Origin of the sequence: Cupriavidus sp. IDO, from assembly GCF_000812465.1 — a bacterium.
Taxonomy (GTDB): Bacteria; Pseudomonadota; Gammaproteobacteria; order Burkholderiales; family Burkholderiaceae; genus Cupriavidus.
In genome coordinates, this window is the sequence record NZ_JWMA01000104.1 from 25,035 (window position 1) to 47,527 (window position 22,493).

General features: G+C 64.1%; 24 protein-coding genes and 1 other RNA gene. 18 read left to right on the forward strand and 7 right to left on the reverse strand.

Features of this window, described 5'->3' with window-relative positions:
• Positions 1 to 41 precede the first annotated feature (41 nt).
• The gene (locus tag RM96_RS24810; RefSeq protein ID WP_039014386.1) at positions 42 to 500 is read right to left on the reverse strand and encodes an Lrp/AsnC family transcriptional regulator; all 459 of its coding nucleotides are present in this window, start codon (positions 498 to 500) and stop codon (positions 42 to 44) included.
• 65 nt (positions 501 to 565) lie between these two features.
• Positions 566 to 1,126, reverse strand: coding sequence for a cysteine dioxygenase family protein (locus tag RM96_RS24815; protein WP_039014387.1), 561 nt, complete (start codon positions 1,124 to 1,126; stop codon positions 566 to 568).
• A gap of 210 nt (positions 1,127 to 1,336) precedes the next feature.
• Here RM96_RS24815 and RM96_RS24820 point away from each other — a divergent pair, with 210 nt between their 5' ends.
• The 6 genes from RM96_RS24820 (at position 1,337) to RM96_RS24845 (ending at position 7,119) form a co-directional block, all read left to right on the forward strand.
• Positions 1,337 to 2,281: a LysR substrate-binding domain-containing protein gene (locus tag RM96_RS24820; protein WP_039014388.1), complete on the forward strand. Its 945-nt coding sequence runs from the start codon at positions 1,337 to 1,339 to the stop codon at positions 2,279 to 2,281.
• A 162-nt stretch (positions 2,282 to 2,443) separates the two neighbouring features.
• Positions 2,444 to 3,751 (forward strand): Glu/Leu/Phe/Val family dehydrogenase, encoded by a 1,308-nt coding sequence (locus RM96_RS24825; protein ID WP_039014389.1) that lies wholly within the window; start codon positions 2,444 to 2,446, stop codon positions 3,749 to 3,751.
• Between the two features lie 251 nt (positions 3,752 to 4,002).
• Complete coding sequence (locus RM96_RS24830) at positions 4,003 to 4,902, forward strand: glutamate/aspartate ABC transporter substrate-binding protein (RefSeq protein WP_039014390.1); 900 nt, start codon at positions 4,003 to 4,005, stop codon at positions 4,900 to 4,902.
• A 64-nt stretch (positions 4,903 to 4,966) separates the two neighbouring features.
• The gene (locus RM96_RS24835) at positions 4,967 to 5,695 is read left to right on the forward strand and encodes an amino acid ABC transporter permease (protein ID WP_039014391.1); all 729 of its coding nucleotides are present in this window, start codon (positions 4,967 to 4,969) and stop codon (positions 5,693 to 5,695) included.
• Between the two features lie 9 nt (positions 5,696 to 5,704).
• On the forward strand, positions 5,705 to 6,388 hold the full coding sequence (gltK, locus tag RM96_RS24840; protein WP_039014392.1) for a glutamate/aspartate ABC transporter permease GltK: 684 nt from the start codon (positions 5,705 to 5,707) through the stop codon (positions 6,386 to 6,388).
• Positions 6,385 to 7,119 (forward strand): amino acid ABC transporter ATP-binding protein, encoded by a 735-nt coding sequence (locus tag RM96_RS24845; RefSeq protein WP_039014393.1) that lies wholly within the window; start codon positions 6,385 to 6,387, stop codon positions 7,117 to 7,119. The genes gltK and RM96_RS24845 overlap by 4 nt, the downstream gene beginning before the upstream one ends.
• A 70-nt stretch (positions 7,120 to 7,189) precedes the next feature.
• Here the strand turns inward: RM96_RS24845 and RM96_RS24850 are convergent, their stop codons facing one another.
• Positions 7,190 to 8,020 carry a class II glutamine amidotransferase gene (locus tag RM96_RS24850; RefSeq protein WP_039014394.1) on the reverse strand — a complete coding sequence of 277 codons (831 nt, stop codon included), beginning with the start codon at positions 8,018 to 8,020 and terminating at the stop codon, positions 7,190 to 7,192.
• Between the two features lie 117 nt (positions 8,021 to 8,137).
• Here RM96_RS24850 and RM96_RS24855 point away from each other — a divergent pair, with 117 nt between their 5' ends.
• The 5 genes from RM96_RS24855 to rnpB all read left to right on the forward strand — a co-directional run bounded on the left by RM96_RS24855 (position 8,138) and on the right by rnpB (position 12,839).
• Complete coding sequence (locus tag RM96_RS24855; RefSeq protein ID WP_039014395.1) at positions 8,138 to 9,211, forward strand: tartrate dehydrogenase; 1,074 nt, start codon at positions 8,138 to 8,140, stop codon at positions 9,209 to 9,211.
• The gene (locus tag RM96_RS24860) at positions 9,208 to 10,515 is read left to right on the forward strand and encodes a glycerate kinase type-2 family protein (protein ID WP_039014396.1); all 1,308 of its coding nucleotides are present in this window, start codon (positions 9,208 to 9,210) and stop codon (positions 10,513 to 10,515) included. The genes RM96_RS24855 and RM96_RS24860 overlap by 4 nt, the downstream gene beginning before the upstream one ends.
• A gap of 46 nt (positions 10,516 to 10,561) precedes the next feature.
• Positions 10,562 to 11,596, forward strand: coding sequence for a dihydroorotase (pyrC, locus tag RM96_RS24865; protein ID WP_039014397.1), 1,035 nt, complete (start codon positions 10,562 to 10,564; stop codon positions 11,594 to 11,596).
• Positions 11,597 to 11,605: 9 nt separating this feature from the next.
• On the forward strand, positions 11,606 to 12,463 hold the full coding sequence (locus RM96_RS24870) for a DUF3025 domain-containing protein (protein WP_052279727.1): 858 nt from the start codon (positions 11,606 to 11,608) through the stop codon (positions 12,461 to 12,463).
• 35 nt (positions 12,464 to 12,498) lie between these two features.
• An RNA gene (rnpB, locus tag RM96_RS36450) (RNase P RNA component class A) lies at positions 12,499 to 12,839 on the forward strand.
• A gap of 55 nt (positions 12,840 to 12,894) precedes the next feature.
• Here the strand turns inward: rnpB and RM96_RS24875 are convergent.
• Entirely contained in the window at positions 12,895 to 13,317 is a 423-nt protein-coding gene (locus tag RM96_RS24875; RefSeq protein ID WP_039014398.1) for an OsmC family protein, read from the reverse strand.
• Positions 13,318 to 14,064: 747 nt separating this feature from the next.
• On the opposite strand from RM96_RS24875, the gene rplM reads away from it, so the two are divergent.
• The 4 genes from rplM to erpA all read left to right on the forward strand — a co-directional run bounded on the left by rplM (position 14,065) and on the right by erpA (position 16,097).
• On the forward strand, positions 14,065 to 14,493 hold the full coding sequence (gene rplM, locus RM96_RS24880; RefSeq protein WP_010813907.1) for a 50S ribosomal protein L13: 429 nt from the start codon (positions 14,065 to 14,067) through the stop codon (positions 14,491 to 14,493).
• Between the two features lie 12 nt (positions 14,494 to 14,505).
• Entirely contained in the window at positions 14,506 to 14,898 is a 393-nt protein-coding gene (rpsI, locus tag RM96_RS24885) for a 30S ribosomal protein S9 (RefSeq protein WP_018312775.1), read from the forward strand.
• Between the two features lie 241 nt (positions 14,899 to 15,139).
• Entirely contained in the window at positions 15,140 to 15,625 is a 486-nt protein-coding gene (locus RM96_RS24890; protein WP_039014399.1) for a bactofilin family protein, read from the forward strand.
• A 103-nt stretch (positions 15,626 to 15,728) separates the two neighbouring features.
• A complete protein-coding gene (gene erpA, locus RM96_RS24895) occupies positions 15,729 to 16,097 on the forward strand; it encodes an iron-sulfur cluster insertion protein ErpA (RefSeq protein WP_039014400.1) in 369 nt (122 codons plus the stop codon).
• A 46-nt stretch (positions 16,098 to 16,143) separates the two neighbouring features.
• On the opposite strand, the gene RM96_RS24900 is transcribed toward erpA, so the two are convergent.
• On the reverse strand, positions 16,144 to 16,944 hold the full coding sequence (locus RM96_RS24900) for a phytanoyl-CoA dioxygenase family protein (protein ID WP_039014572.1): 801 nt from the start codon (positions 16,942 to 16,944) through the stop codon (positions 16,144 to 16,146).
• 92 nt (positions 16,945 to 17,036) lie between these two features.
• On the opposite strand from RM96_RS24900, the gene RM96_RS24905 reads away from it, so the two are divergent.
• Positions 17,037 to 17,942: a LysR family transcriptional regulator gene (locus RM96_RS24905; RefSeq protein ID WP_039014401.1), complete on the forward strand. Its 906-nt coding sequence runs from the start codon at positions 17,037 to 17,039 to the stop codon at positions 17,940 to 17,942.
• A 36-nt stretch (positions 17,943 to 17,978) separates the two neighbouring features.
• Here RM96_RS24905 and RM96_RS24910 read toward each other — a convergent pair whose 3' ends face one another.
• Both RM96_RS24910 and RM96_RS24915 read right to left on the reverse strand, forming a co-directional pair.
• Positions 17,979 to 19,106 (reverse strand): anhydro-N-acetylmuramic acid kinase, encoded by a 1,128-nt coding sequence (locus RM96_RS24910; protein WP_039014402.1) that lies wholly within the window; start codon positions 19,104 to 19,106, stop codon positions 17,979 to 17,981.
• A gap of 11 nt (positions 19,107 to 19,117) precedes the next feature.
• Positions 19,118 to 20,506, reverse strand: a complete 1,389-nt coding sequence (locus tag RM96_RS24915) for a M23 family metallopeptidase (RefSeq protein ID WP_039014403.1) — start codon at positions 20,504 to 20,506, stop codon at positions 19,118 to 19,120.
• 231 nt (positions 20,507 to 20,737) lie between these two features.
• Between RM96_RS24915 and tyrS the strand changes: the two genes are divergently transcribed.
• The gene (gene tyrS / locus RM96_RS24920; RefSeq protein WP_039014404.1) at positions 20,738 to 21,979 is read left to right on the forward strand and encodes a tyrosine--tRNA ligase; all 1,242 of its coding nucleotides are present in this window, start codon (positions 20,738 to 20,740) and stop codon (positions 21,977 to 21,979) included.
• 10 nt (positions 21,980 to 21,989) lie between these two features.
• Positions 21,990 to 22,460, forward strand: coding sequence for a D-aminoacyl-tRNA deacylase (gene dtd, locus RM96_RS24925; protein ID WP_039014405.1), 471 nt, complete (start codon positions 21,990 to 21,992; stop codon positions 22,458 to 22,460).
• Positions 22,461 to 22,493: the final 33 nt, after the last annotated feature.

Consider the following 22,493-nt stretch of genomic DNA (forward strand, 5'->3'; position numbering starts at 1 on the left):
ATGACGGGCTGGGCGCACCGGGATAAGCCGTTGCTGCCGGCCTATGCGTAGTCCAGCGGTAGCGCGGTGGTGTACTTGATCTGCTCCATCGCGAAGCTGGAGCTGACGTCGGCCAGCTCCGCGCCCTGGATCAGCTTCTTGTAGACGCGGTCGTAGGCGGCAATGTCGGGGACGACGACGCGCAGCAGGTAGTCGGTATCGCCTGCCATGCGGTAGAACTCGGTGACTTCCGGAATCGACGCCACCAGCCCGTGGAACTGCTTGAGCCACTTCAGGTTGTGCTGGCTGGTGCGCACCGAGACGAACACGGTTACTCCGGCGTTCAGCTTCTCGGCGTCCAGCAGTGCAACGCGCTTTCGGATCAGCCCGGACTCTTCAAGCTTCTGGATGCGCCGCCAGCAAGGCGTGGAGGTCAGGCCGACCCGCTCGCCGATTTCAGCCACTGGCACGGTGGCGTCTTCCTGCAGGATGGCGAGGATCTGTTTGTCGTAGCGGTCCATGGGTCTGCCTATGTCAGGAGGTTATTCGGCTGGCCTGCTCGCGCCGACACCTCGCGCGGCACGGGCTAGTTTTCGGTATCCACCAGCAGGTTGACGCCAGTGGCAATGTGATCGCGGTCGACGCCGTAGATATGCAGCGAGACTGCGACGTCCTCGCCTGCATTGTCCAGCGCATGGATATGCTGCAGGCCCGCCGGTACGCTGAAGGTATCGCCGGCACTGCGCGCGACGGTATTGGTGAGCCGCGCGCGCTGGCTGGCAGCGTCCCAGCGGTAATGGCGCTCGCTCAGCGTACCGCGCAGCACCCGGTATGCACACCAGGTGCGATGGCCATGCACCGGACTCGCCTGCCCCGGCCTCCAGACCAGCAGCATCGCCGAGAAGCGCGCCAGCGGATCGGCATAGACCAGGTGGCGCGCATACGTATCCGGATCGCCGAGCAGTGCGCCGGGCGGCAGGCAGGCCAGCAGCGTGCCGGCATCGGGCAGGTGTGCCTCGATGCCGCTCGCCACCATGCGCGCACTCTGCGCGAAGGTGGCTTCCATGCTCAGCGCGAGCTGGTCGAGTGGCGCGGATAGCGGCGGGCGGGCCGGACGAGCGGCAGCCAGGGCGGATGGGGATGGCATGGTGGGCTCCTGAGCCTTCTTGATATGCGTTCATCATATTGGCCGGGTCAGAGCACAGGCATGCGTTTTGTCGTCCGTTATCGGCTGCAATTGTATTCCTGTTCTACATAACAGTTTGAAATAAGCATTAAATGCTCAAAGTTGGCATGAGTGAGGAAGCCAGCCAAGGTCAGGTGACGTGCGCCGCGGCGCAGGTGGATAATCCGCACCATGGAAATCAAATGGCTTGAAGACTTCGTCAGCCTGGCCGAGACGCACAGCTTCTCGCGGTCAGCCGAACTGCGGCATGTCACGCAGCCCGCGTTCTCGCGGCGCATCCAGTCTCTGGAAGCGTGGGTCGGAACGGAACTGATCGACCGCTCCAGCTACCCGACCAGCCTGACCTCCGCCGGCAAGGTGTTCTACGAGCAGGCACTGGCGATGCTGGCGCAGGTCAGCGAGACGCGCGCGCTGATGCGTGGGCAGCGTTCGGCGAATGCGCAGGTACTGGAATTCGCGGTGCCGCACACGCTGTCGCTGACGTTCTTTCCGGAATGGCTCAAGGCGCTGGAGCGCAAGGTCGGCACGGTGCCGTGCCGGCTGCGCGCGCTGAACGTGCACGACGCGGTGCTGATGCTGGTGGAAGGCGGCTGCGACCTGGTCATGGTCTATCACCATGCGCGCCAGGCGATCCAGCTCGACCCGGCGCACTACGACATGCTCGTGCTTGGCACGGAGAGGCTGTCGCCCTACAGCGTGCCCGATGCCGCCGGCAAGCCCCTGTTCCGCCTGCCCGGCACCGACAAGAAGCCGGTGCCCTTCCTCAGCTATACGCCCAACGCGTTCCTCGGCCGCATGGTGGATCTGCTGCTGGCGGATACGGCGGAGGAACTCAAGCTCGACAAATGCTACGAGACGGATATGGCCGAAGCCCTCAAGGTGATGGCGCTGGCCGGGCATGGCATGGCCTTCCTGCCCGAGAGCGCGGTCCACGACGACGTGGCGCAGGGCCGGCTGGTCCGGGCGGAGTCGGCGCGCGGCCTGCCGCTGTCGATCGACATGGAGATCCGCCTCTACCGCGAGCGGCCGGCCGAGAACGGCAACGAGCGGCGCGGCGCGCCGGCTCGCCGCAAGCGCCTGCTGGTCGACCAGGTCTGGGCAACGCTGGTTGGCTAGCGACCGGCGGTCCGGTTGACAGGTGAAAAGCGGCTCTGTTGGTCTATTTCACTGGGTGGGATGGTTATGCAAGTTTTGCATGATGGAATGATCAAACGGCATTGGATTCGCCGGGTCGGCCTCTCCTAAGCTTGCGGGCATCCTTCACACCGGAACCAACCGATGTCATCCGCAGCACCGTCCAATATCGCTGTCCAGAACCACGTACTCCCGTCTTACCTCAATGCCGACAATCTCGGCCCGTGGGGCATCTACCTGCAGCAGGTCGACCGTGTCACGCCTTACCTGGGCTCCCTGGCACGCTGGGTCGAGACCCTGAAGCGCCCGAAGCGCGCGCTGATCGTCGACGTGCCCATCGAAATGGACAACGGCACCATCGCCCACTTCGAAGGCTATCGCGTGCAGCACAACCTGTCGCGCGGCCCGGGCAAGGGCGGGGTGCGCTTCCACCAGGACGTGACGCTGTCCGAAGTGATGGCACTGTCGGCCTGGATGTCGGTCAAGAATGCTGCGGTCAATGTGCCTTACGGCGGTGCCAAGGGCGGCATCCGCGTCGACCCGCGCAGCCTGTCGCGCGCCGAACTGGAGCGCGTGACGCGCCGCTACACCAGCGAAATCAACATCATCATCGGGCCGAACAAGGACATTCCGGCACCGGACGTCAACACCAACGAGCAGGTGATGGCATGGATGATGGATACCTACTCGATGAATTCGGGCAGCACGTCGACCGGCGTGGTGACCGGCAAGCCGATCTCGCTTGGCGGCTCGCTGGGCCGCCGCGAGGCGACTGGCCGCGGCGTGTTCGTGGTCGGCTCGGAAGCCGCGCGCAACCTGGGCCTGGATATCAAGGGCGCCCGCGTCGTGGTGCAGGGCTTCGGCAATGTGGGCGCGGTCGCCGCCAAGCTGTTCCATGAAGCCGGGGCCAAGGTCGTGGCGGTGCAGGACCATCGCACCACGCTGTACGACCCGGCCGGCCTGGACGTGCCGGCGATGATGGAATATGCATCGCACAGCGGCACCATCGAAGGCTACCGCGCCGAGGTCATCTCGGGCGAGCAGTTCTGGCAGGTCGACTGCGAAATCCTGATCCCGGCCGCGCTGGAAGGCCAGATCACTGCCAAGAACGCGCCCCAGATCAAGGCAAAGATGGTCATTGAAGGTGCGAACGGCCCGACCACGCCGGAAGCCGACGATATCTTGCGCGAGCGCAATATCCTGGTCGCACCGGACGTGATTGCCAACGCTGGCGGCGTTACGGTGTCGTACTTCGAATGGGTGCAGGATTTCTCGAGCTTCTTCTGGACGGAAGAGGAGATCAACCAGCGCCTGGTACGAATCATGCAAGAGGCATTCCGTGCAATCTGGCAAGTCGCCCAGGACAACAAGGTGACATTGCGGACCGCGGCATTTATCGTTGCCTGTACCCGCATTCTGCAGGCTCGTGAAATGCGCGGCCTCTATCCCTGATGGCAGGTGCTGCTGCGCGGGCCGTCCTTGATGGTGCGCTGCAGCAGATCCAATCGTGAGCGCCAGACGCGGCTGCCGGCAATGCCGGCAGCCGCGTTGTCATATGTTGCGCCGGTGCGCAGCTATGCCTCAAATCTGCCCTTCTAGGAGAAAACCCAGTTGTCTTGCGCCGCATGCTGCGCAATACTGTTTCATCAGTGGGAGGTTTGTCATTAGAATCCCGCCTTTCTCTTCATGGTCAAGGAGATGTTATGAATTTTGCCAAGTTGGCTTCCCTGATGATTGCAGCTGGCTTCATGTGCGGTACCGCACAGGCGGCTGAGCAACTGACGGGCACGCTGAAGAAGATCAAAGACACCGGTGTGATTACGCTTGGCGTGCGCGATTCGTCGATTCCGTTCAACTACAACCTCGGCGGCGTCCGTCAGGTCGGCTATTCCTACGATATCAACATGAAGATCGTGGAAGCCATCAAGGACCAGCTCAAGATGCCGAACCTGCAGGTGAAGGAAATCCCGATCACTTCGCAGAACCGCATTACGCTGCTGCAGAACGGCACCATCGACATCGAGTGCGGCTCGACTACCAATAACCTGGAACGCCAGAAGCAGGCATCGTTCACGACCAGCATCTTCATCATCGGCACCCGCATCATGGTGAAGAAGGATGGCGGCATCAAGGACTGGGCCGACCTGAAGGGCAAGAATGTCGTGACCACCGCCGGCACCACGTCGGAGCGCCTGCTGCGCAAGATGAACGACGACCAGAAGCTGGGCATGAACATCATCAGCACCAAGGACCATGGCCAGTCGTTCCTGACGCTGGAATCGGGCCGTGCCGTGGCGTTCATGATGGACGACGCACTGCTGTACGGCGAGCGCGCCAAGGCCAAGAACCCGTCGGACTGGATTGTGGTCGGCAAGCCGCAATCGCGTGAATCGTACGGCTGCATGATCCGCAAGGACGACCCGCAGTTCAAGAAGCTTTCCGACACCGTGATCACCGGCCTGATGAAGGACGGTACGATCAACACCATGTACACCAAGTGGTTCATGCAACCGGTGCCGCCGAAGGGCCTGAATCTGGACTTCCCGCTGTCCGAAGACATGAAGGCGCTCTTCAAGACCCCGAACGACAAGGCACTCGACTGACCTGCCAGCTACAGGAGTGCGAAACGGAAGGCAATGTCCTTCCGTTTCTTTTTGAGGACGCATCATGAACTACACGTGGCATTGGGGAGTATTCCTCGAACAGGCCGCCCAGAACGAGACCTACCTGGACTGGATGATTTCCGGCCTCAAGGTCACGCTCGCTCTCGGGCTTTCGTCCTGGATCATTGCCCTGATCATCGGCACGGTGCTTGGCGTGCTGCGCACCGTGCCAAACAAATGGCTTTCGGGACTTGCCGCGACGTATGTCGAGGTGTTCCGGAATATCCCGCTGCTGGTGCAGCTGTTCATCTGGTATTTCGTCGCGCCCGAGCTGCTGCCCGGCGGCGAAGCGATCAAGCAGATGAACCCGTTCGCCCAGCAGTTCCTGGCGGCGATGCTGTGCCTGGGCACCTTCACCGCGGCACGGGTCTGCGAACAGGTGCGCTCGGGGATCAACTCGCTGGCGCGCGGCCAGAAGAACGCCGGCCTGGCAATGGGTCTCACGCTGGCGCAGACGTATCGCTACATACTGCTGCCGGTGGCTTTCCGGGTCATCGTGCCGCCGCTTACTTCGGAATTCCTGAACATCTTCAAGAATTCCGCGGTGGCGTCGACCATCGGCCTGCTGGAACTGGCGGCCCAGGGCCGCCAGTTGGTGGACTACACGGCGCGACCGTATGAATCGTTCATTGCGGTCACGCTGATGTACGCGCTGATCAACGTGACGGTGATGCTGATCATGCGCTGGGTCGAGGGCCGCACCCGCGTGCCCGGCTTCATCGGCGGCAAGTAAGGGGGCGTCATGGCATATCACTTTGATTTCAGCTCCATCAATTCCGCCACCCTCGACGTACTGGGCGAAGGGATGCTGGTTTCGCTCAAGATCACCGTTACCGCGGTGATCGTCGGCATCGTCTGGGGCACCATCCTCGCGATGATGCGACTGTCGTCCATCAAGCCGCTCAACTGGTTTGCGCAGGGGTACGTGACCATCTTCCGCTCCATTCCGCTGGTCATGGTGCTGCTGTGGTTCTTCCTGATCATTCCGCAGCTGCTGCAAAGCACGTTCAATCTGTCGCCCGCGTCCGACCTGCGCATGACGTCGGCGCTGATTGCGTTTGCCTTGTTCGAGGCGGCGTACTACTCCGAAATCATCCGCGCGGGTATCCAGAGCGTGTCGCGCGGCCAGATGTTCGCCGCCCAGGCCATGGGCATGACTTACGGCCAGTCGATGCGGCTGGTGATCCTGCCGCAGGCGTTCCGCAACATGGTGCCGCTGCTGCTGACCCAGGGCATCATCCTGTTCCAGGATACGTCGCTGGTCTACGTGAGCGCGCTGGCCGACTTCTTTGGCCAGGCCTACGGCGTCGGCGAGCGTGACGGCCGCATCGTGGAAATGCTGCTGTTCGCCGGCTTCGTGTACTTTGTTATCTGCTTCTCCGCTTCGTTGCTGGTCAAGCGTTACCAGAAAAAGGTGGCTGTATGATCGAAATCAACAATGTCTCCAAGTGGTACGGCGCCTTCCAGGTGCTGACCGACTGCACCACCAAGGTAGCCAAGGGCGAGGTGGTGGTGGTGTGCGGCCCGTCGGGCTCGGGCAAGTCCACGCTGATCAAGACCGTGAACGCGCTGGAGCCGTTCCAGAAGGGCGACATCCTGGTCGACGGCACCTCCGTGGGCAATCCCAAGACCAACCTGCCCAAGCTGCGCTCGCGCGTGGGCATGGTGTTCCAGAACTTCGAACTGTTCCCGCACCTGTCGATCACCGAGAACCTGACCATCGCCCAGATGAAGGTGCTCGGCCGCTCGAAGGAAGAGGCGACCGCCAAGGGCCTGAAGTACCTGGAGCGCGTGGGCTTAAAGAGCCAGGCGGCCAAGTTCCCCGGCCAGCTGTCGGGCGGCCAGCAGCAGCGCGTGGCGATTGCACGCGCGCTGTCGATGGATCCCATCTGCATGCTGTTCGACGAACCGACCTCCGCGCTTGACCCCGAAATGGTCAACGAAGTGCTGGACGTGATGGTGCAGCTGGCGCAGGAAGGCATGACCATGATGTGCGTGACCCACGAAATGGGTTTCGCTCGCAAGGTGGCCAACCGCGTGATCTTCATGGACCAGGGCAAGATCGTCGAGGACTGCGACAAGGAAGAGTTCTTCGGCAATATCGAAGCCCGCTCAGAGCGCGCGCGCCAGTTCCTGTCGAAGATCCTGCATCACTGACAACCTGGGCCGGCCAACGAAAAAGGGACGCTGCGGCGTCCCTTTTTCGTCAAGGCAGCGATCCGCGCTGTCAGGTGCAGGCGGTATTGGCCGCGTTCTTGGCCTGCACTTCCGGCGGGATCGGCACGGTCAGCGTCATGGTGGGCCGGCCGTCCTCGAACATGATCAGCTCGCCCGGCGCGAAGCGCGTCCAGGTTTCGTTGTCGGTCAACGGTTGGGTGGCGATGACGGCGACGCGGTCGTCGGGTGTGGTGACCTGGGCGAAGTCGATCGACAGGTCGGCGTCGATCAGGTGCGCGGTGGAGAACGGCCACTGGCGCACCAGGTAATACAGGTGCGTGGAGCAGTGCGCAAACAGGGCCTGGCCGTTGCAGAGCAGGAAATTGAAGACGCCGTGCAGCGTGATTTCGCGCGTGATGTCGGCCAGTGCATGGCCCAGCTCGTTCAGCGGTGGCTGCGAGCCGGGAAAGCGCTTGCGCAGTCCCTGCATCAGCGTGCAGAAGGCGAGTTCGCTGTCGGTGTCGCCCACCGGCTGGTAGACGCCGGACAGGTAGGGGGCGAAGCCTTTCAGGTCGCCGTTGTGGGCAAAGATCCAGTGCCGGCCCCACAGTTCGCGCATGAACGGGTGGCAGTTCTCCAGCAGCACCGTGCCCTGCGTGGCCTTGCGGATATGCGAGATGACGTTCTTCGACTTGATCGGGTAGCGCTTGATCAGATCCGCTACGGGCGAGGTGCCGGCGGACTGGTTGTCGATGAACAGGCGGCAGGCCTTGTCCTCGAAGAACGCCACGCCGAAGCCGTCGGCGTGATGGTCGGTCAGGCCGCCGCGGGCGGCGAAGCCGGTGAAGGAGAACGTCACGTCGGTCGGCGTGGCGCAGTTCATGCCTAGCAGCTGGCACATGGCGGGGCACCGGTCGGCAGCGGGCTGCCGCTTTGCAATAGAATGCAGACATTATCCCGCGCGTACGGGCCGCTGCCAAGCGCGCCCCGGTCATCCTGCACGAACCTCTCCAGAACTATGAGCCAATACAAGATCGCCGTGATTCCCGGAGACGGAATCGGCACGGAAGTGATGCCCGAAGGCATTCGCGTCATGGATGCCGCCGCGCGCCGCTTCGGCATCGATTTCCAGTGGGATCACTTCGATTTCTCCAGCTGCGACTACTACGCCCGTCACGGCAAGATGCTGCCGGACGACTGGTTCGACACGCTGGTGAAATACGACGCCATCTACTTCGGCGCGGTGGGCTGGCCCGACGCCGTGCCCGACCACGTCTCCCTGTGGGGCTCGCTGCTCCAGTTCCGCCGCTCATTCGACCAGTACGTGAACCTGCGCCCGGTGCGTCTGATGCCCGGCATCAAGAGCCCGCTGGCGGACCGCAAGCCTGGCGACATCGATTTCTACGTGGTTCGCGAAAACACCGAGGGCGAGTATTCCAGCATCGGCGGACGCATGTTCCCGGGCACCGAGCGCGAGATCGTGGTGCAGGAAACCGTGATGAGCCGTACCGGCGTGGACCGTATTCTCAAGTTCGCGTTCGAGCTGGCGCAGAAGCGACCGAAGAAGCACCTGACCTCGGCGACAAAGTCGAACGGCATTTCGATCACCATGCCGTACTGGGACGAGCGGGTCGAGGCGATGGCGGCCAACTATCCCGGCCTGAAGGTCGACAAGTACCACATCGATATCCTGACCGCGCACTTCGTGCAGCATCCCGACTGGTTCGACGTGGTGGTGGCCAGCAACCTGTTCGGCGACATCCTGTCGGACCTGGGCCCGGCCTGCACCGGTACCATCGGCATTGCCCCGTCGGGCAACATCAATCCTGACCGCACCTTCCCGAGCCTGTTCGAGCCGGTGCACGGCTCGGCGCCGGACATCGCCGGGCGCGGCGTCGCCAATCCGATCGGGCAGATCTGGTGTGGCGCCATGATGCTGGAGCATCTTGGCCACGCGGAAGCCGGCGCCGCCGTGCTCGCCGCGATCGAGAAGGTGCTCGCGGCCGGCCCGGCGCACGCGCCGCTGACGCGCGACATCGGCGGCAAGGCCGGAACCGCCGATCTCGGCCGCGCGATTGCGGAGGCGCTGTGAGCACCGTCACATTCAGCGGAGATCCGCGCGCGCTGCTGCTGGACAGTTTTCATGCCGCCGTGGCGGCGGCCGATCCGCTCAGGATCGTCGCGCAGCACCTGCCGCCGCCGCAGACCGGCGGCCGCACGCTGGTGGTCGGGGCCGGCAAGGCGGCGGCGTCGATGGCTGCGGCCGTGGAGCGCGCCTACGCCGGCAAGGCGGATGTGGAAGGGCTGGTCGTCACGCGCTATGCCCACGGCCTGCCGACCGAACACGTGCGGGTGATCGAGGCCGGCCATCCGGTTCCCGACGAGGCGGGCGAGCAGGCGGCGGCTGACATCCTTGCGCGCGTGCAGGCGCTGACGCCGCAGGATCGCCTGCTCGTGCTGGTTTCGGGCGGCGGTTCGAGCCTGTTGTCGCTGCCGGCCGAGGGCATCCCCATGGCCGATCTCAAGGCCACCACGAAGGAGCTGCTGCGCTGTGGCGCCCCGATCACCGGGATGAACATCGTGCGCAAGCACATTTCGCGCATCCAGGGCGGCCGGCTCGCGCAGGCCAGCCGTGCGCCGGTGACCACGCTGATCGTTTCGGACGTGGCGGGCGACGACCCCAGCGCGATTGCGTCCGGGCCGACCGTGGCCGATCCCAGCACCTATGCCGATGCGCTCGACATCCTGCGCCGCCATGGCGCCGCCGTGCCGGCCAGCGTGCAATCGCACCTCGAGCGCGGCGCGCGCGGCGAGGTAGCGGAGACGCCCAAGCCGGGCGATCCGTTGTTCGACCGCGTAGACAACCGCATGATCGCAACCGCCCACGGCAGTCTCGAAGCCGCCGCCGAGCTGTTCCGTGCACGCGGGATCACGCCGGTGGTGCTGGGCGATACCGTGACGGGCGAAGCACAGGAGGTCGCGCGCGTCTACGCGGCGCTGGTGCGCGAAATTCGCGCGTACAATGTGCCGTTTGCCGCGCCCGTCGCGCTGATTTCGGGTGGCGAATGCACGGTCACATTGCCGACCGGCAGTGCCGGAAAGGCCAGGGGAGGGCGGTGCTCGGAATTCCTGCTCTCGCTGGCGATCGAACTGGCGGGCATGGACGGCGTCCATGCCATCGCCGCCGATACCGATGGCATCGACGGCTCGGAAGACAACGCGGGTGCGCTGGCTGATCCGACCACGCTGGCTCGGGCCGAAGCTGCCGGCGTGCCGGCGCGTCGCCAGCTCGACGCGCACGATGCCTGGGGCCTGTTCGATGCCATCGGCGACCTGGTCGTGACCGGACCGACGCGCACCAATGTGAACGACTACCGCGCCATCCTGATTCTCTAAACCTACCAATGCCCGCCGCCGCTTGTGGCGGCAGGCCAAGCAAGCCATGACCCAAAAGCTCACCATCACCCGCCCGGACGACTGGCACCTCCACCTGCGCGATGGCGCGGCACTTGCCGCCGTACTGCCCGATACCGCCCGCCAGTTCGCCCGCGCCATCATCATGCCGAACCTGAAGCCGCCCGTGACCACGGTGGAACAGGCCCAGGCCTATCGCGCCCGCATCCTGGCGGCGCTGCCGGCCGGCATGCAGTTCGAGCCGCTGATGACGCTGTACCTGACCGACAACACTACGGCCGAGGAAATCATTGCGGCCAGGGCGAGCGGCTTCGTGCATGGCGTCAAGCTGTATCCGGCGGGCGCCACCACCAACAGCGATGCCGGCGTGACCGATATCCGCCGCTGCAGCGCGGCGCTGGAAGCCATGCAGCGCGTGGGCATGCCGCTGCAAGTGCACGGCGAGGTGACCGACGCCAGCATCGACATCTTTGACCGCGAAGCCGTCTTCATCGACCGCGTGATGACGCCACTGCGCCGTGATTTCCCGGAGCTGAAGGTAGTGTTCGAGCACATCACCACCAAGGACGCGGCCGAGTACGTGCGCGAAGCGAGCGGCCCGGTCGGCGCCACCATCACCGCCCATCACCTGCTGTACAACCGTAACGCCATCTTTACCGGCGGCATTCGCCCGCATTACTACTGCCTGCCGGTGCTCAAGCGCGAGACCCACCGCGAGGCCCTGGTTGCCGCCGCCACCTCCGGCAGCGCGCGTTTCTTCCTCGGCACCGACAGCGCGCCGCACGCACGCGGCCTGAAGGAGCATGCCTGCGGCTGCGCCGGTTGCTACACCGCGCTGCACGCGATGGAGCTGTACGCCGAAGCCTTCGATGCCGCCGGCGCGCTCGACAAGCTGGAGGCGTTCGCCAGCTTCAACGGGCCGGCCTTCTACGGCCTGCCGCGCAATGCCGGCACGCTGACGCTGGAACGCGAAGACTGGCAGCTGCCAGCCGAACTGCCGTACGGCGACACCACGCTGGTGCCGCTGCGCGGCGGCGAAACGCTGCGCTGGAAAGCGCGCTGATCCAGAGCCTTGGCGGCTCCGGCTCCGGCGCCGGCGGCGGACGACGCGTTCGCCGCTTCACTGGCTGAGATCGATTGGTCGCGGCCCTGGTTTCGGCCTTTCGCTGAACCCGGGGCCGCGCTCGCGACTGCCGTGCGCGGCGGCGCGGACCTCCGGGCGATTCTCGACGAACTCGCCGCCGGCCGCGATTTGCGCAATGCGCGCGGCCAGCCGCTACGGTTTATCGCGCAGGATGCGCTGCCCGACGGCGTCGCCTACGAGGCGCACATCTTTGCCGCCGGCGTGGTCCCGACCCGGGACAATCTCCACGATTTCTTTAACGCGCTGGTGTGGCTCCTCTTCCCGCACACCAAGCGGCAACTCAACCGCATCCAGGCAGAAGTGATCGACCGCGAAGGCGTGCGCGCCGGCCGCGGCGGCGTGCGCGATGCGGCAACGCTGTTCGACGAGAACGCCGTGCTGTTCCTGAGCGCGGATCGTGGGTTGGCGTCGGCGCTGACGGGGTTTGCCTGGCAGCAGTTGTTCGTCAATGCCCGCGCGGCCTGGGGCCGTGACTGCGCCATTGTTCCGTTCGGGCATGCGCTGCTCGAGAAGCTGGTGCGGCCCTACAAGTCCGTGACGGCGCACGCCTGGACATTGCCATTCGCGCCATATGCACAGCAGGCGGCATTGCCGGAACTGGATGAACGGCTGGCTGCGTCCCTGCTCGCCGCGGCAGAACGGGACGCCTTGAAGGGCGGGCGCAGCTTCGCGCCGCTGCCCGTGATGGGGATTCCCGGCTGGTGTGCGGAGAATGCCGACGCAGGCTTCTATGCCGATACCACCGTCTTTCGCCTGGGCCGCCGCCGCGACCTGCCCCCCGGCTGACCGTAACCCCGCAACGGTGTTAGACTGCGGGCCGCAAAGCAGGCCAGACAACCGCTGCTTGCATCGCAAGGTGCAAGGGGAGGAAAGTCCGGACTCCACAGGGCAGGGTGTTGGCTAACAGCCATCCACGGCAACGTGCGGAATAGGGCCACAGAGACGAGTCTTGCCGCCGGGTTCGCCTGGCGGGAAGGGTGAAACGCGGTAACCTCCACCTGGAGCAATCCCAAATAGGCAGGCGATGAAGCGGCCCGCTGAGTCTGCGGGTAGGGAGCTGGAGCCGGCTGGTAACAGCCGGCCTAGAGGAATGGTTGTCACGCGCTGTCGGCCGCAAGGCGGGCGGCGTGCACAGAATCCGGCTTATCGGCCTGCTTTGCTTCTTCTTCAGGATGACCCGGCCTGGCAAGGGCCACGGCGCGGGCATCCGTCCTGCCTCAGCCTTCGACGATTTCCAGCGTGTGCGTGATCTCGGCGGTCTTGGCCAGCATGATCGAGGCCGAGCAGTACTTCTCGTGCGACAGCTTGATGGCGCGCTCCACGGTGGCGGGGTTTAGATTGCTGCCGGTCACCACGAAATGGAAGTTGATGCGGGTGAAGACCTTCGGGTCCTCGCTGGCGCGCTCGGCTTCAAGCTTCACGCTGCAGCCGCGCACGTCCTGGCGTCCGCGCTTGAGGATCAGCACCACGTCATAGGCGGTGCAGCCGCCGGTACCCAGCAGGACCATTTCCATCGGCCGCGGCGCCAGGTTGTGGCCACCGCCCTCCGGCGCGCCGTCCATCGCGACGATGTGGCCGCTGCCGGTCTGGGCGACAAAGCTCATGCCTTCGGCGCCCATCCATGTCACATTGCATTCCATTTTGTTCGTTCCTGTCGTTCGTGTTTGTGTGTATCCGATCACAAGCGAGTGATCTCGAATCTTGCAATTCTTAGTATATGGCATCGTCAAGTTTGGCTTTGGCGTGCCGATATCCCTATGGAAACTGAGGGTTTCCTCTAGTTTGTCAAGCTTGCGGTAGCCATGACCTAACACTATCTCTTTGTTTTTAAACAAGAAGATGCTGCGGGCGGCAGAGCATTTTTCTTTCCATAATACGAAATTGCATTTCGCACTGCAGATTTCCCTTGCATCAGGGATTACCCCATGTATAATTTGAATCATTGAACGACGGCGCTGACAGCGCGCCAGAGTGCGAAAGCGAAGCCCGAGGCCAAGCCCTCCGCACCGCAAGCAATACGCCCCGTCGATCTCCAAGTGTCTCCTCCACCCTCCTCCTTTGGTGGATTCGAACCCAGGCCTCAACCGGCTTGGGTTTTTTTTCGCCCCTGTTACCCGCTCGCCCGCCAGGAAGTGAAGCAAGCGGCGCCGGCCCGGCGTAGCGCTGCCACAATCTTGACGGAATTGCCAGACTTTGCTTGTGCCGGTGTGTCTGGCAGAAGTATAATCGCAGGCTTTTCCGTCATGCCCGCGGAAGAAGAAGTCAGGGAGAGCCTGCAAATACAAGCAGGAGGGTCAGGTCCAAAGGATCGGCCACAAGACTTGCAGGGGCGAATACAAGCCTTCGCGAGTCAGGTTTCGGGCAGTCTCTAATAGTCAGGAAAAATCATGAAGACCTTTTCCGCCAAGCCTCATGAGGTAAAGCGCGACTGGTACGTGATTGACGCGACGGACAAAGTCCTCGGCCGTGTCGCCAGCGAAGTGGCACGCCGTCTGCGCGGCAAGCACAAGCCGGAATTCACTCCGCACGTCGACACGGGTGATTACATCATCATCGTCAATGCAGCCAAGCTGCGTGTCACGGGTACCAAGGAAACGGACAAGAAGTACTATCGCCATTCGGGCTACCCGGGCGGTATCTACGAAACGACGTTCGGCAAGATGCAGCAGCGTTTCCCGGGCCGCGCCCTGGAAAAAGCTGTGAAGGGCATGCTGCCGAAGGGTCCGCTGGGCTATGCGATGATCAAGAAGCTGAAGGTTTACGCCGAAGCCGAGCATCCGCACGAAGCGCAGCAGCCCAAGGCGCTGGAAATCTAAGGAGGCCAATCCATGATCGGTAACTGGAATTACGGTACTGGCCGCCGCAAGAGCGCTGTGGCTCGTGTCTTCATCAAGTCGGGCAAGGGCGACATCGTCGTCAACGGCAAGCCCATCAAAGAGTATTTCGCTCGCGAAACCTCGCTGATGATCGTGCGCCAGCCCCTGGAACTGACCGCCCACGGCGAAACGTTCGACATCAAGGTCAACGTGACCGGCGGTGGTGAAACGGGCCAGGCCGGCGCAGTGCGCCACGGCATCACCCGTGCCCTGATCGACTACGATGCGACCCTGAAGTCGGCCCTGTCGAAGGCTGGCTACGTCACGCGCGATGCACGTGAAGTCGAACGTAAGAAGGTCGGCTTCCACAAGGCGCGTCGTCGCAAGCAGTTCTCGAAGCGCTGATGCGTTTTCGCTGGTCCGGCCCTGCCGGATCATGCGAAGCCGGAAAAACCGCACGCCTGTCGTGCGGTTTTTTTTCGTCGGTGCGCCGGGAAAAATGGCTGTTCGACGGAAAAGACGATGCCGCTTGCCATACTTTTGTGGGGTATATTGCGCGGCCCGCGGATACAATCTCGGCCATGTCGCCAGATGAACACTTTTGCAGGGCATAGAGTGTCCGGGACGAACGAAAGAGGAGAGTGAGATGCTATTTTCCAAGAAGAAGGGACTTTCGATCGATACGCTGATCGGCGAAGACACCGCCATTGACGGCAACATCGTCTTCTCCGGCGGGCTGCGCCTGGACGGGCGCGTGCGCGGCAATATCCATGCCGTGGCCGGCAAGCCGAGCATGCTGGTCATCAGCGAAAAAGGCATGGTCGAGGGAGAGATCACAGTCGGTCACCTGATCCTGAACGGCACGGTAAAAGGCCCGGTTCATGCCGGCGATCTGCTGGAACTGCAGCCTCACGCCCGCGTGCTGGGCGAGGTGCACTATGCAGCGCTGGAGATGCATCAGGGTGCGCTGGTCGAAGGCCGCCTCGTGCCGCTTGGGCAGGCAGAGATCAAGGCGCTCCCGAATCTCATGGTGGCCGAAAGCGTGGAACGGCCGGAAAGTGCCGTCGCGGAGGTGCCCTTCGGAGAGACCGTTGACGCCGAAAGCGGCAGTCCTGCGGAAAAGGCGGCCTGAACGCCACAGAAATTGAACGCAGAAGCCCTTGAAAATACGGGGTTTCGGCACGATTTCCCAGTAGCGCTTAGAATACAGTGGTATCTAAACAGGAGAACTTCCCATGAACGCAGTCGCAGAGGCACCCGTCACCGAGGACGTGCCGGCACCGTTCGTCTTTACCGACAGCGCCGCCGACAAGGTCAAGCAGTTGATCGAGGAAGAGGGCAATGCCGAACTGAAACTGCGCGTGTTCGTGCAGGGCGGCGGCTGCTCCGGCTTCCAGTACGGTTTCACTTTCGACGAGGAAGTGAATGAAGACGACACCACGATGGTCAAGAACGGTGTCACCCTGCTGATCGATTCGATGAGCTACCAGTACCTGGTCGGCGCAGAGATCGACTACAAGGAAGACATCAACGGCGCCCAGTTCGTGATCAAGAATCCGAACGCAACCACCACCTGCGGTTGCGGCTCGTCGTTCTCGGTCTGATCCGCCAGTTTCACCAGAAGAAGGCGTACCGCCCGGTGCGCTTTTTTTATTTTCGCGACGCCTCCCAGACCACCGGGAACCAGTCCTCCCGCAGCCGTTCCCCTGTTCGCTGATTGATGCCGGGGAAGGGCGGGGAGGTGCGCCCGGGGCGTTCCATATATCGCACATCGTCGCCCAGGAAGCGCGCCGAAAACGCGCGGCGCCGGCTGGTGCCGGTATTGCCCGCGGCGCCGTGCACGGTGCGGAAGTCGAACACGACGGCATCGCCCGGCTCAAGCTCTGGCGCCAGGATGGTGTGGCTGCCGTCCTCCACGTCCGGCATCTCCATGAAGGCATCGTCGCCGCCGTAGAAGTTCTCATTGCTGGCCCAGCGCTTTGGGCGAACCAGCTTCGGCCAGTGATGGGAGCCCGCCACGACGCGCAGCGTGTTGGCATGCGTGACAGGGTCGAGCGGAATCCAGTAGCTCGCCGTCTGCAGGCCATCCACGCAGTAGTAGGGCAGGTCCTGGTGCCACGGCGTGGGCTTGGCCGTGCCCGGTTCCTTGACGAGGATGTGTTCGTGGAAGACCTGCACGGCTCCCGACTGCATGATGCGTCCGGCGATGGCCGCAGCGGGCGAGTGGCGGATGAAGGCGTCGAACGGCGCGATTCGCTGCCAGTTGCAGAAATCCTCAAAGAATCGGCCGCTTTCGCCGTTGCGCACGTTCTCGATGGCGAACGGCCCGGGTTCGGCCAGGTTCTGTTCGAAACCTTCGCGCAGCCGTTCGACCCAGCCGGTGAACGCGCCGCGCAGGACCAGTACGCCGTCACGCTGGTAAGTCTCGATCTGTGCTGCGGTGATTTCCATGGCGAATGCTCTGGTATTGGGAATGGCGCCAGTATCGGTGTCGCAGGGCAATAGGAAAAGCATATATTTCCTATGCTGTAGTATAGGAAATCATGATCGCCTTCTCGTTCCGACAGCTCGAATACTTCGTCGCGGCCGCCGAGCACGGCAGCATCAGCGCCGCCGCACGCGCGCGCCACGTTTCGCAGCCTTCGGTATCGACCGCCATCGCGCAGCTCGAGGAGACACTGGGCGAGCCGCTGTTCCGCCGCCAGGTGAGCCGGGGCCTGGAACTCACGCCAGCCGGGCAGCGCTTGCTGGGCCAGGCGCGGGACATCCTGGCGCTTGCTGCTGGCATTACCGTCGACGAGGGCGGGCAGCGCGGGCTGAGCGGGCAGCTGTCGCTGACCTGCTTCCAGGATCTGGGGCCCTACTATGTCCCCCGGCTGCTGGCCGGTTTCCGGGAGCGCCATCCGGGCGTATCGGTGACGCTGTTCGAAGCCGACCTGGCCACGGTGCACCGCACGCTCAATGTGGGAAAGGCAGAGCTGGCACTGACTTACGATCTCGGCTTCGACCAGCGCGTCGAGCGCTGGACGCTGGCGCAACTCCCGCCTTATGCGCTGCTGCCGGCCGATCACGCTCTGGCCAACCAGTCGGACGTGAGCCTCGCTGCGCTGGCGCAGGAACGCCTGATCCTCGAGGACATCGCCCAGACGCGCGAATACTTCCTGTCACTGTTCTGGGCACATGGGTTGCACCCGCAACTACACCAGTACACCCAGACCTTCGAGATGCAGCGTGGGCTGGTGGCACATGGCTACGGGGTGGCGCTGTCGTGCACGCGGCCGGCGGGGGATCACAGCTACGACGGCCTTCCGATTGCCTGCCGCCCGCTGCGCGAGCCCGTGACGCCGCAGCGGGTCGTGCTGGCGCGTTCACAGGCCATGCGCGCGTCGCCGCTGGCGCAGGCCTTCGTGAAGTGGGTTTGCGAGGCAGGTCACGCCGAGCCGGCCTGAACCAGGCCGGCGATCAGCGCTTGTCGACGATCCGTTTCAGCGGGGGTAGATGGCGCCCAGCACGCGCGGTCCGGCGGCGCCGGTGACGGTGGGCACATTGCCCGGGGCGCGCAGCAGGCATTGGCGAGCCAGCCAGGCGAACGCGATGCCTTCGACCTGCGAGACCGGCACGCCGTAGTCGTCCGAGGTCTGCACGGCTACGCCGGGCAGTGCCAGCGCCAGGCGCGCCATGACATAGGCGTTGCGGGCGCCGCCGCCGCAGACGATCAGCCGGCGGGCGTCAGGCGCATGCGTCCTGACGTCGCGCGCGATGGCTTCGGCCGTCAGCGCGGCCAGGGTGGCCTGCACATCGGCCGGTGCGAGCGCGCGGCTGTGGAAGGGCGCGAGACGGGCTTCCAGCCAGCCGGCGTGGAACAGGTCGCGGCCGGTGCTCTTGGGAGGCGGCGCGTCGAAATAGGGCTCTGACAGGCAATGCGCGAGCAGCGCTTCGTCGACCGTGCCGCTGGCGGCCCAGTCGCCGTTGCTGTCGAAGGGCAGGCCGCGATGGCGCGCGATCCAGTAGTCGAGCAGCGCGTTGCCCGGGCCGCAGTCAAAGCCGGTCACCGGGCGGCCGTTGGCCGGTAGCACACTGATATTGGAAATGCCGCCGATATTGCAGGCAACGCGCGTTTCGTCCGCGTCGCCGAACAGTGCCTGATGCAGCGCCGGCACCAGCGGCGCGCCCTGGCCGCCCGCCGCCACATCGCGGCTGCGAAAGTCGGCCACCACGTCGATGCCGCTCAGTTCGGCCAGCAATGCGGGATGCTGGCTCTGCCGCGTGTAGCCGATGCCGTCGTAAAGCCTTGGACGGTGCCGGATGGTCTGACCATGCGCGCCGATCGCGGCAACCTGCTCCGCGCCCAGGCCCGCATCGCGCAGCAAAGTGGCCACGCTTTCCGCGTAGACACGCGCGAGCGCATTGGCCGCCAGTGCCTCGCGATGGATCTCGTCCTCGCCGGGCTGCTGCAATTTGCCAAAGTCTTCCCGCAGCGATGCCGGGAACGGCTGGTGCGCGGCGGCCAGCACGACCGGGCGCGGCCCTCCGAAATCCACCAGGACGGCATCGGCACCATCCATGCTGGTGCCAGACATGATGCCGATAAAACGATCGGAGGGCAGGGTCATTGGCGGCCGGATCAGTTGGCGGCGGTCAGGACGTTGTAGGTGCGCAGCGCGTTGATGCGGCTCAGCATTTCGCTGGTGTAGCCCAGGAATTCCTGGCGCGCCTTGCCGGTCAGCGTAGGCGCTTCCATCAGCGTGATGGTGAGCGGGTTCTGCGGCACGTCATTGAAGCGGAACTCATAGTGCAGATGCGGCCCGGTTGCCCAGCCGGTCTGGCCGACGTAGCCGATCACCTGGCCCTGCGACACGCGCTGGCCCTGTTGCATGCCGGCAAAGCCGGACAGGTGCGCGTAGTAGGTCGAGTAGCCGTTGGCGTGGTTCAGGATGACGATATTGCCGTAGCCGTTCTGCTGGCCGACGAACTCGACCACGCCGTCTCCGGTGGCGAATACCTTGGTGCCGGTCGGCGCGGCAAAGTCCACGCCCTTGTGCTGCGCCCAGTAGTTGTGCAGCGGGTGCTCGCGGCCACCGAAGCCCGACGACACGCGTGAGAACTCCACCGGCGAACGCAGGAACGGACGCTTCATGCTGCGCCCGTCGAAGGTGTAGTAGGCACCGTCCTTGCTGCCATCCGGCGCGAACCACAGCGCCTGGTGCAGCTGGTTGCGGTTGATCAGTTCCACGGCCACCACGCGCCCGTTTCGTACGAAGTCGCCATCGCGGAAACCGGCTTCGTAGATGATGCGGAAGCGGTCGCCGTTGGCGATGTCGTGATGGAAGTCGATCACGCCGGAGAAGATCGAGATCATCTGCTGGACCACTTCATCCGGCACGCTGGCCGCGTCCATGGCCTTGAAGAAGCCGCCGGCGGAAATCGCGCCCGACGCCATTTCATAGCGCAGGTCGTTCTCCACGCTCTGCACGCGTGCCTTGTAGCTGGTGCTGCCGTTCGGGCTGGCGGGCTCGACGCGCTCGATCACGAGCTCGCGCGAAGATGCCGCGTCGCCACCGAGGTTGGCCTGCAGCGACACCAGCATGTTGCTTTCGTCGATCTCGGCCTGGACAGCCTGGCCGGGATTGAGATTGAACAGGCCGCGCGCGGTGGGGTTCTTGACGATGAAGGCCTGGGCGTCGGGATCGTCTACACCGAGCCGCCGCAGCAGCGTGGCGATGGTGTCGCCGCGCTGCATGCGCTCTTCGCGCACGTAGACGGCTTCGGCATCGGTCAGTTGTTCGAGTTGCGCGCGCACATCGGGCATGCGCAGGGATTCCTGCAGGCGCGGCGCTTGCGGGTCGTCATAGGCGGTGCGGGGCGCAACGCCCATCGCAGCGGCCATGCCGAGCGTGAAAATCGCGCCGACGGAAGCTGTCAGTTGCTTGCGTCGTCGTGCATGCTGGGGGTTGGTCGGGTCGACGAGAACCACCAGCTCGCGCGCGAAAACTTCGCGGAGTCTTGACCACATCACGTAAAATTCAACCTTGGTTCGGGCACCGCTGCCGCGACGATGTGTGTCGTCTGCCTTCCTCCCCCGAGGTGCGGCGCGGGCAATTCATCATTATTTGCCGCCTGAAGTGGCGGGTGGCGCACAGGATAGATTCCGCTGGCGGCCAGGAAGCGCGGATTATAGCAAAATCCGGCGCCAGCCGCTGTCGGGAATTTTCCTAAATTTCCATGTTTTTCAAAGACTTACGTCATGACTGAAGTTTCCTCGGGCCCCGCGGCCAAATACCCTCTCACGCCGTCGGTGATGCATGCCCTGGAGGTATCCAAGCGCGGCTGCGACGAACTCCTGATCGAATCCGAATGGCTGCAGAAGCTGGCCCGCAGCGAAGCCACCGGCGTGCCCTTGCGCATCAAGCTCGGCCTGGATCCGACTGCCCCTGACATCCACATCGGCCATACCGTGGTCCTGAACAAGCTGCGCCAGTTGCAGGATCTGGGCCACCAGGTGATTTTCCTGATCGGCGACTTCACCTCGACCATTGGCGATCCGTCCGGCCGCAATGCCACCCGCCCGCCGCTGACGCGCGAGCAGATCGAGGCCAACGCCCAGACCTACTACCGCCAGGCCAGCCTGGTGCTCGACCCGGCCAGGACCGAGATCCGCTACAACAGCGAGTGGAGCGATCCGCTTGGCGCGCGCGGCATGATCCAGCTGGCGGCCAAGTACACCGTGGCCCGGATGATGGAGCGCGACGACTTCACCAAGCGGTTCCGGTCTGGGATTCCGATTTCGGTCCATGAGTTCCTTTATCCGCTGATGCAGGGCTACGATTCGGTCGCGCTGAAGGCGGATATCGAGCTGGGCGGCACCGACCAGAAATTCAACCTGCTGGTCGGGCGCGAGCTGCAGAAGGAATACGGCCAGGAGCCGCAGTGCATTCTGACCATGCCGCTGCTGGTGGGCCTGGACGGCGTCGAGAAGATGTCGAAGTCCAAGGGCAATTACGTCGGCGTGACCGAGGCGCCCAACGAAATGTTCGGCAAGCTGATGAGCATCTCGGACGACCTGATGTGGCAGTACTACACGCTGCTGTCGTTCCGCCCGATGAGCGAGATCGACCTGATGAAGCAGGAAGTGGCGCTGGGCCGCAACCCGCGCGACTGCAAGGTGATGCTGGCGCAGGAAATCGTCACGCGCTTTCACAGTGCGGCAGATGCCGAAAAAGCGCTGGAAGACTTCAATCACCGCGCCCGCGGCGGCGTGCCGGACGATATTCCGGCGGTGAGCCTCGAAGGCGCGCCGCTGGGCATCGCCCAGCTGCTCAAGCAGGCCAACCTGGTGCCGTCTACCTCGGAAGCCAACCGCAATATCGAGCAGGGCGGCGTGAAGATCGATGGCACCACGGTCAGCGACAAGTCGACCAAGGTCGCGGCCGGCACCTATGTGGTGCAGGTGGGCAAGCGCCGCTTCGCGCGCGTCACGCTGGCCTGAGGCGGCAGGGATGATCGCGCTGATCCAGCGGGTCGCGCAGGCCCGGGTCACGGTCGAGGGCCGCACCACCGGTGAAATCGGCGCCGGACTGCTGGCGCTGGTCTGTGCCGAGCGCGGCGACAGCGAGGCCCAGGCGGAGCGCCTGCTCGCCAAGATGCTGTCGTACCGCGTGTTTTCGGACGCGGCCGGCAAGATGAACCTGCCGGTGCAGAATATGGACGGCAACGGCAATGCCGGCGGCCTGCTGGTGGTGTCCCAGTTCACGCTGGCGGCCGATACCAACAGCGGTACGCGGCCCAGCTTCACTCCGGCGGCGTCGTCCGAGGACGGACGACGCCTCTACGAGTATTTCGTGGACCGGGCCCGTGCCGCGCATCCGCACGTGCAGACCGGCGAGTTCGGAGCCATGATGCAGGTGAGCCTGACCAATGACGGCCCGGTGACGTTCTGGCTGCGCGTGCCGCCGGCAGGATCGGCCTGACAGGAATTCAGTGGCGCCGCGCCCGGTGCGGCG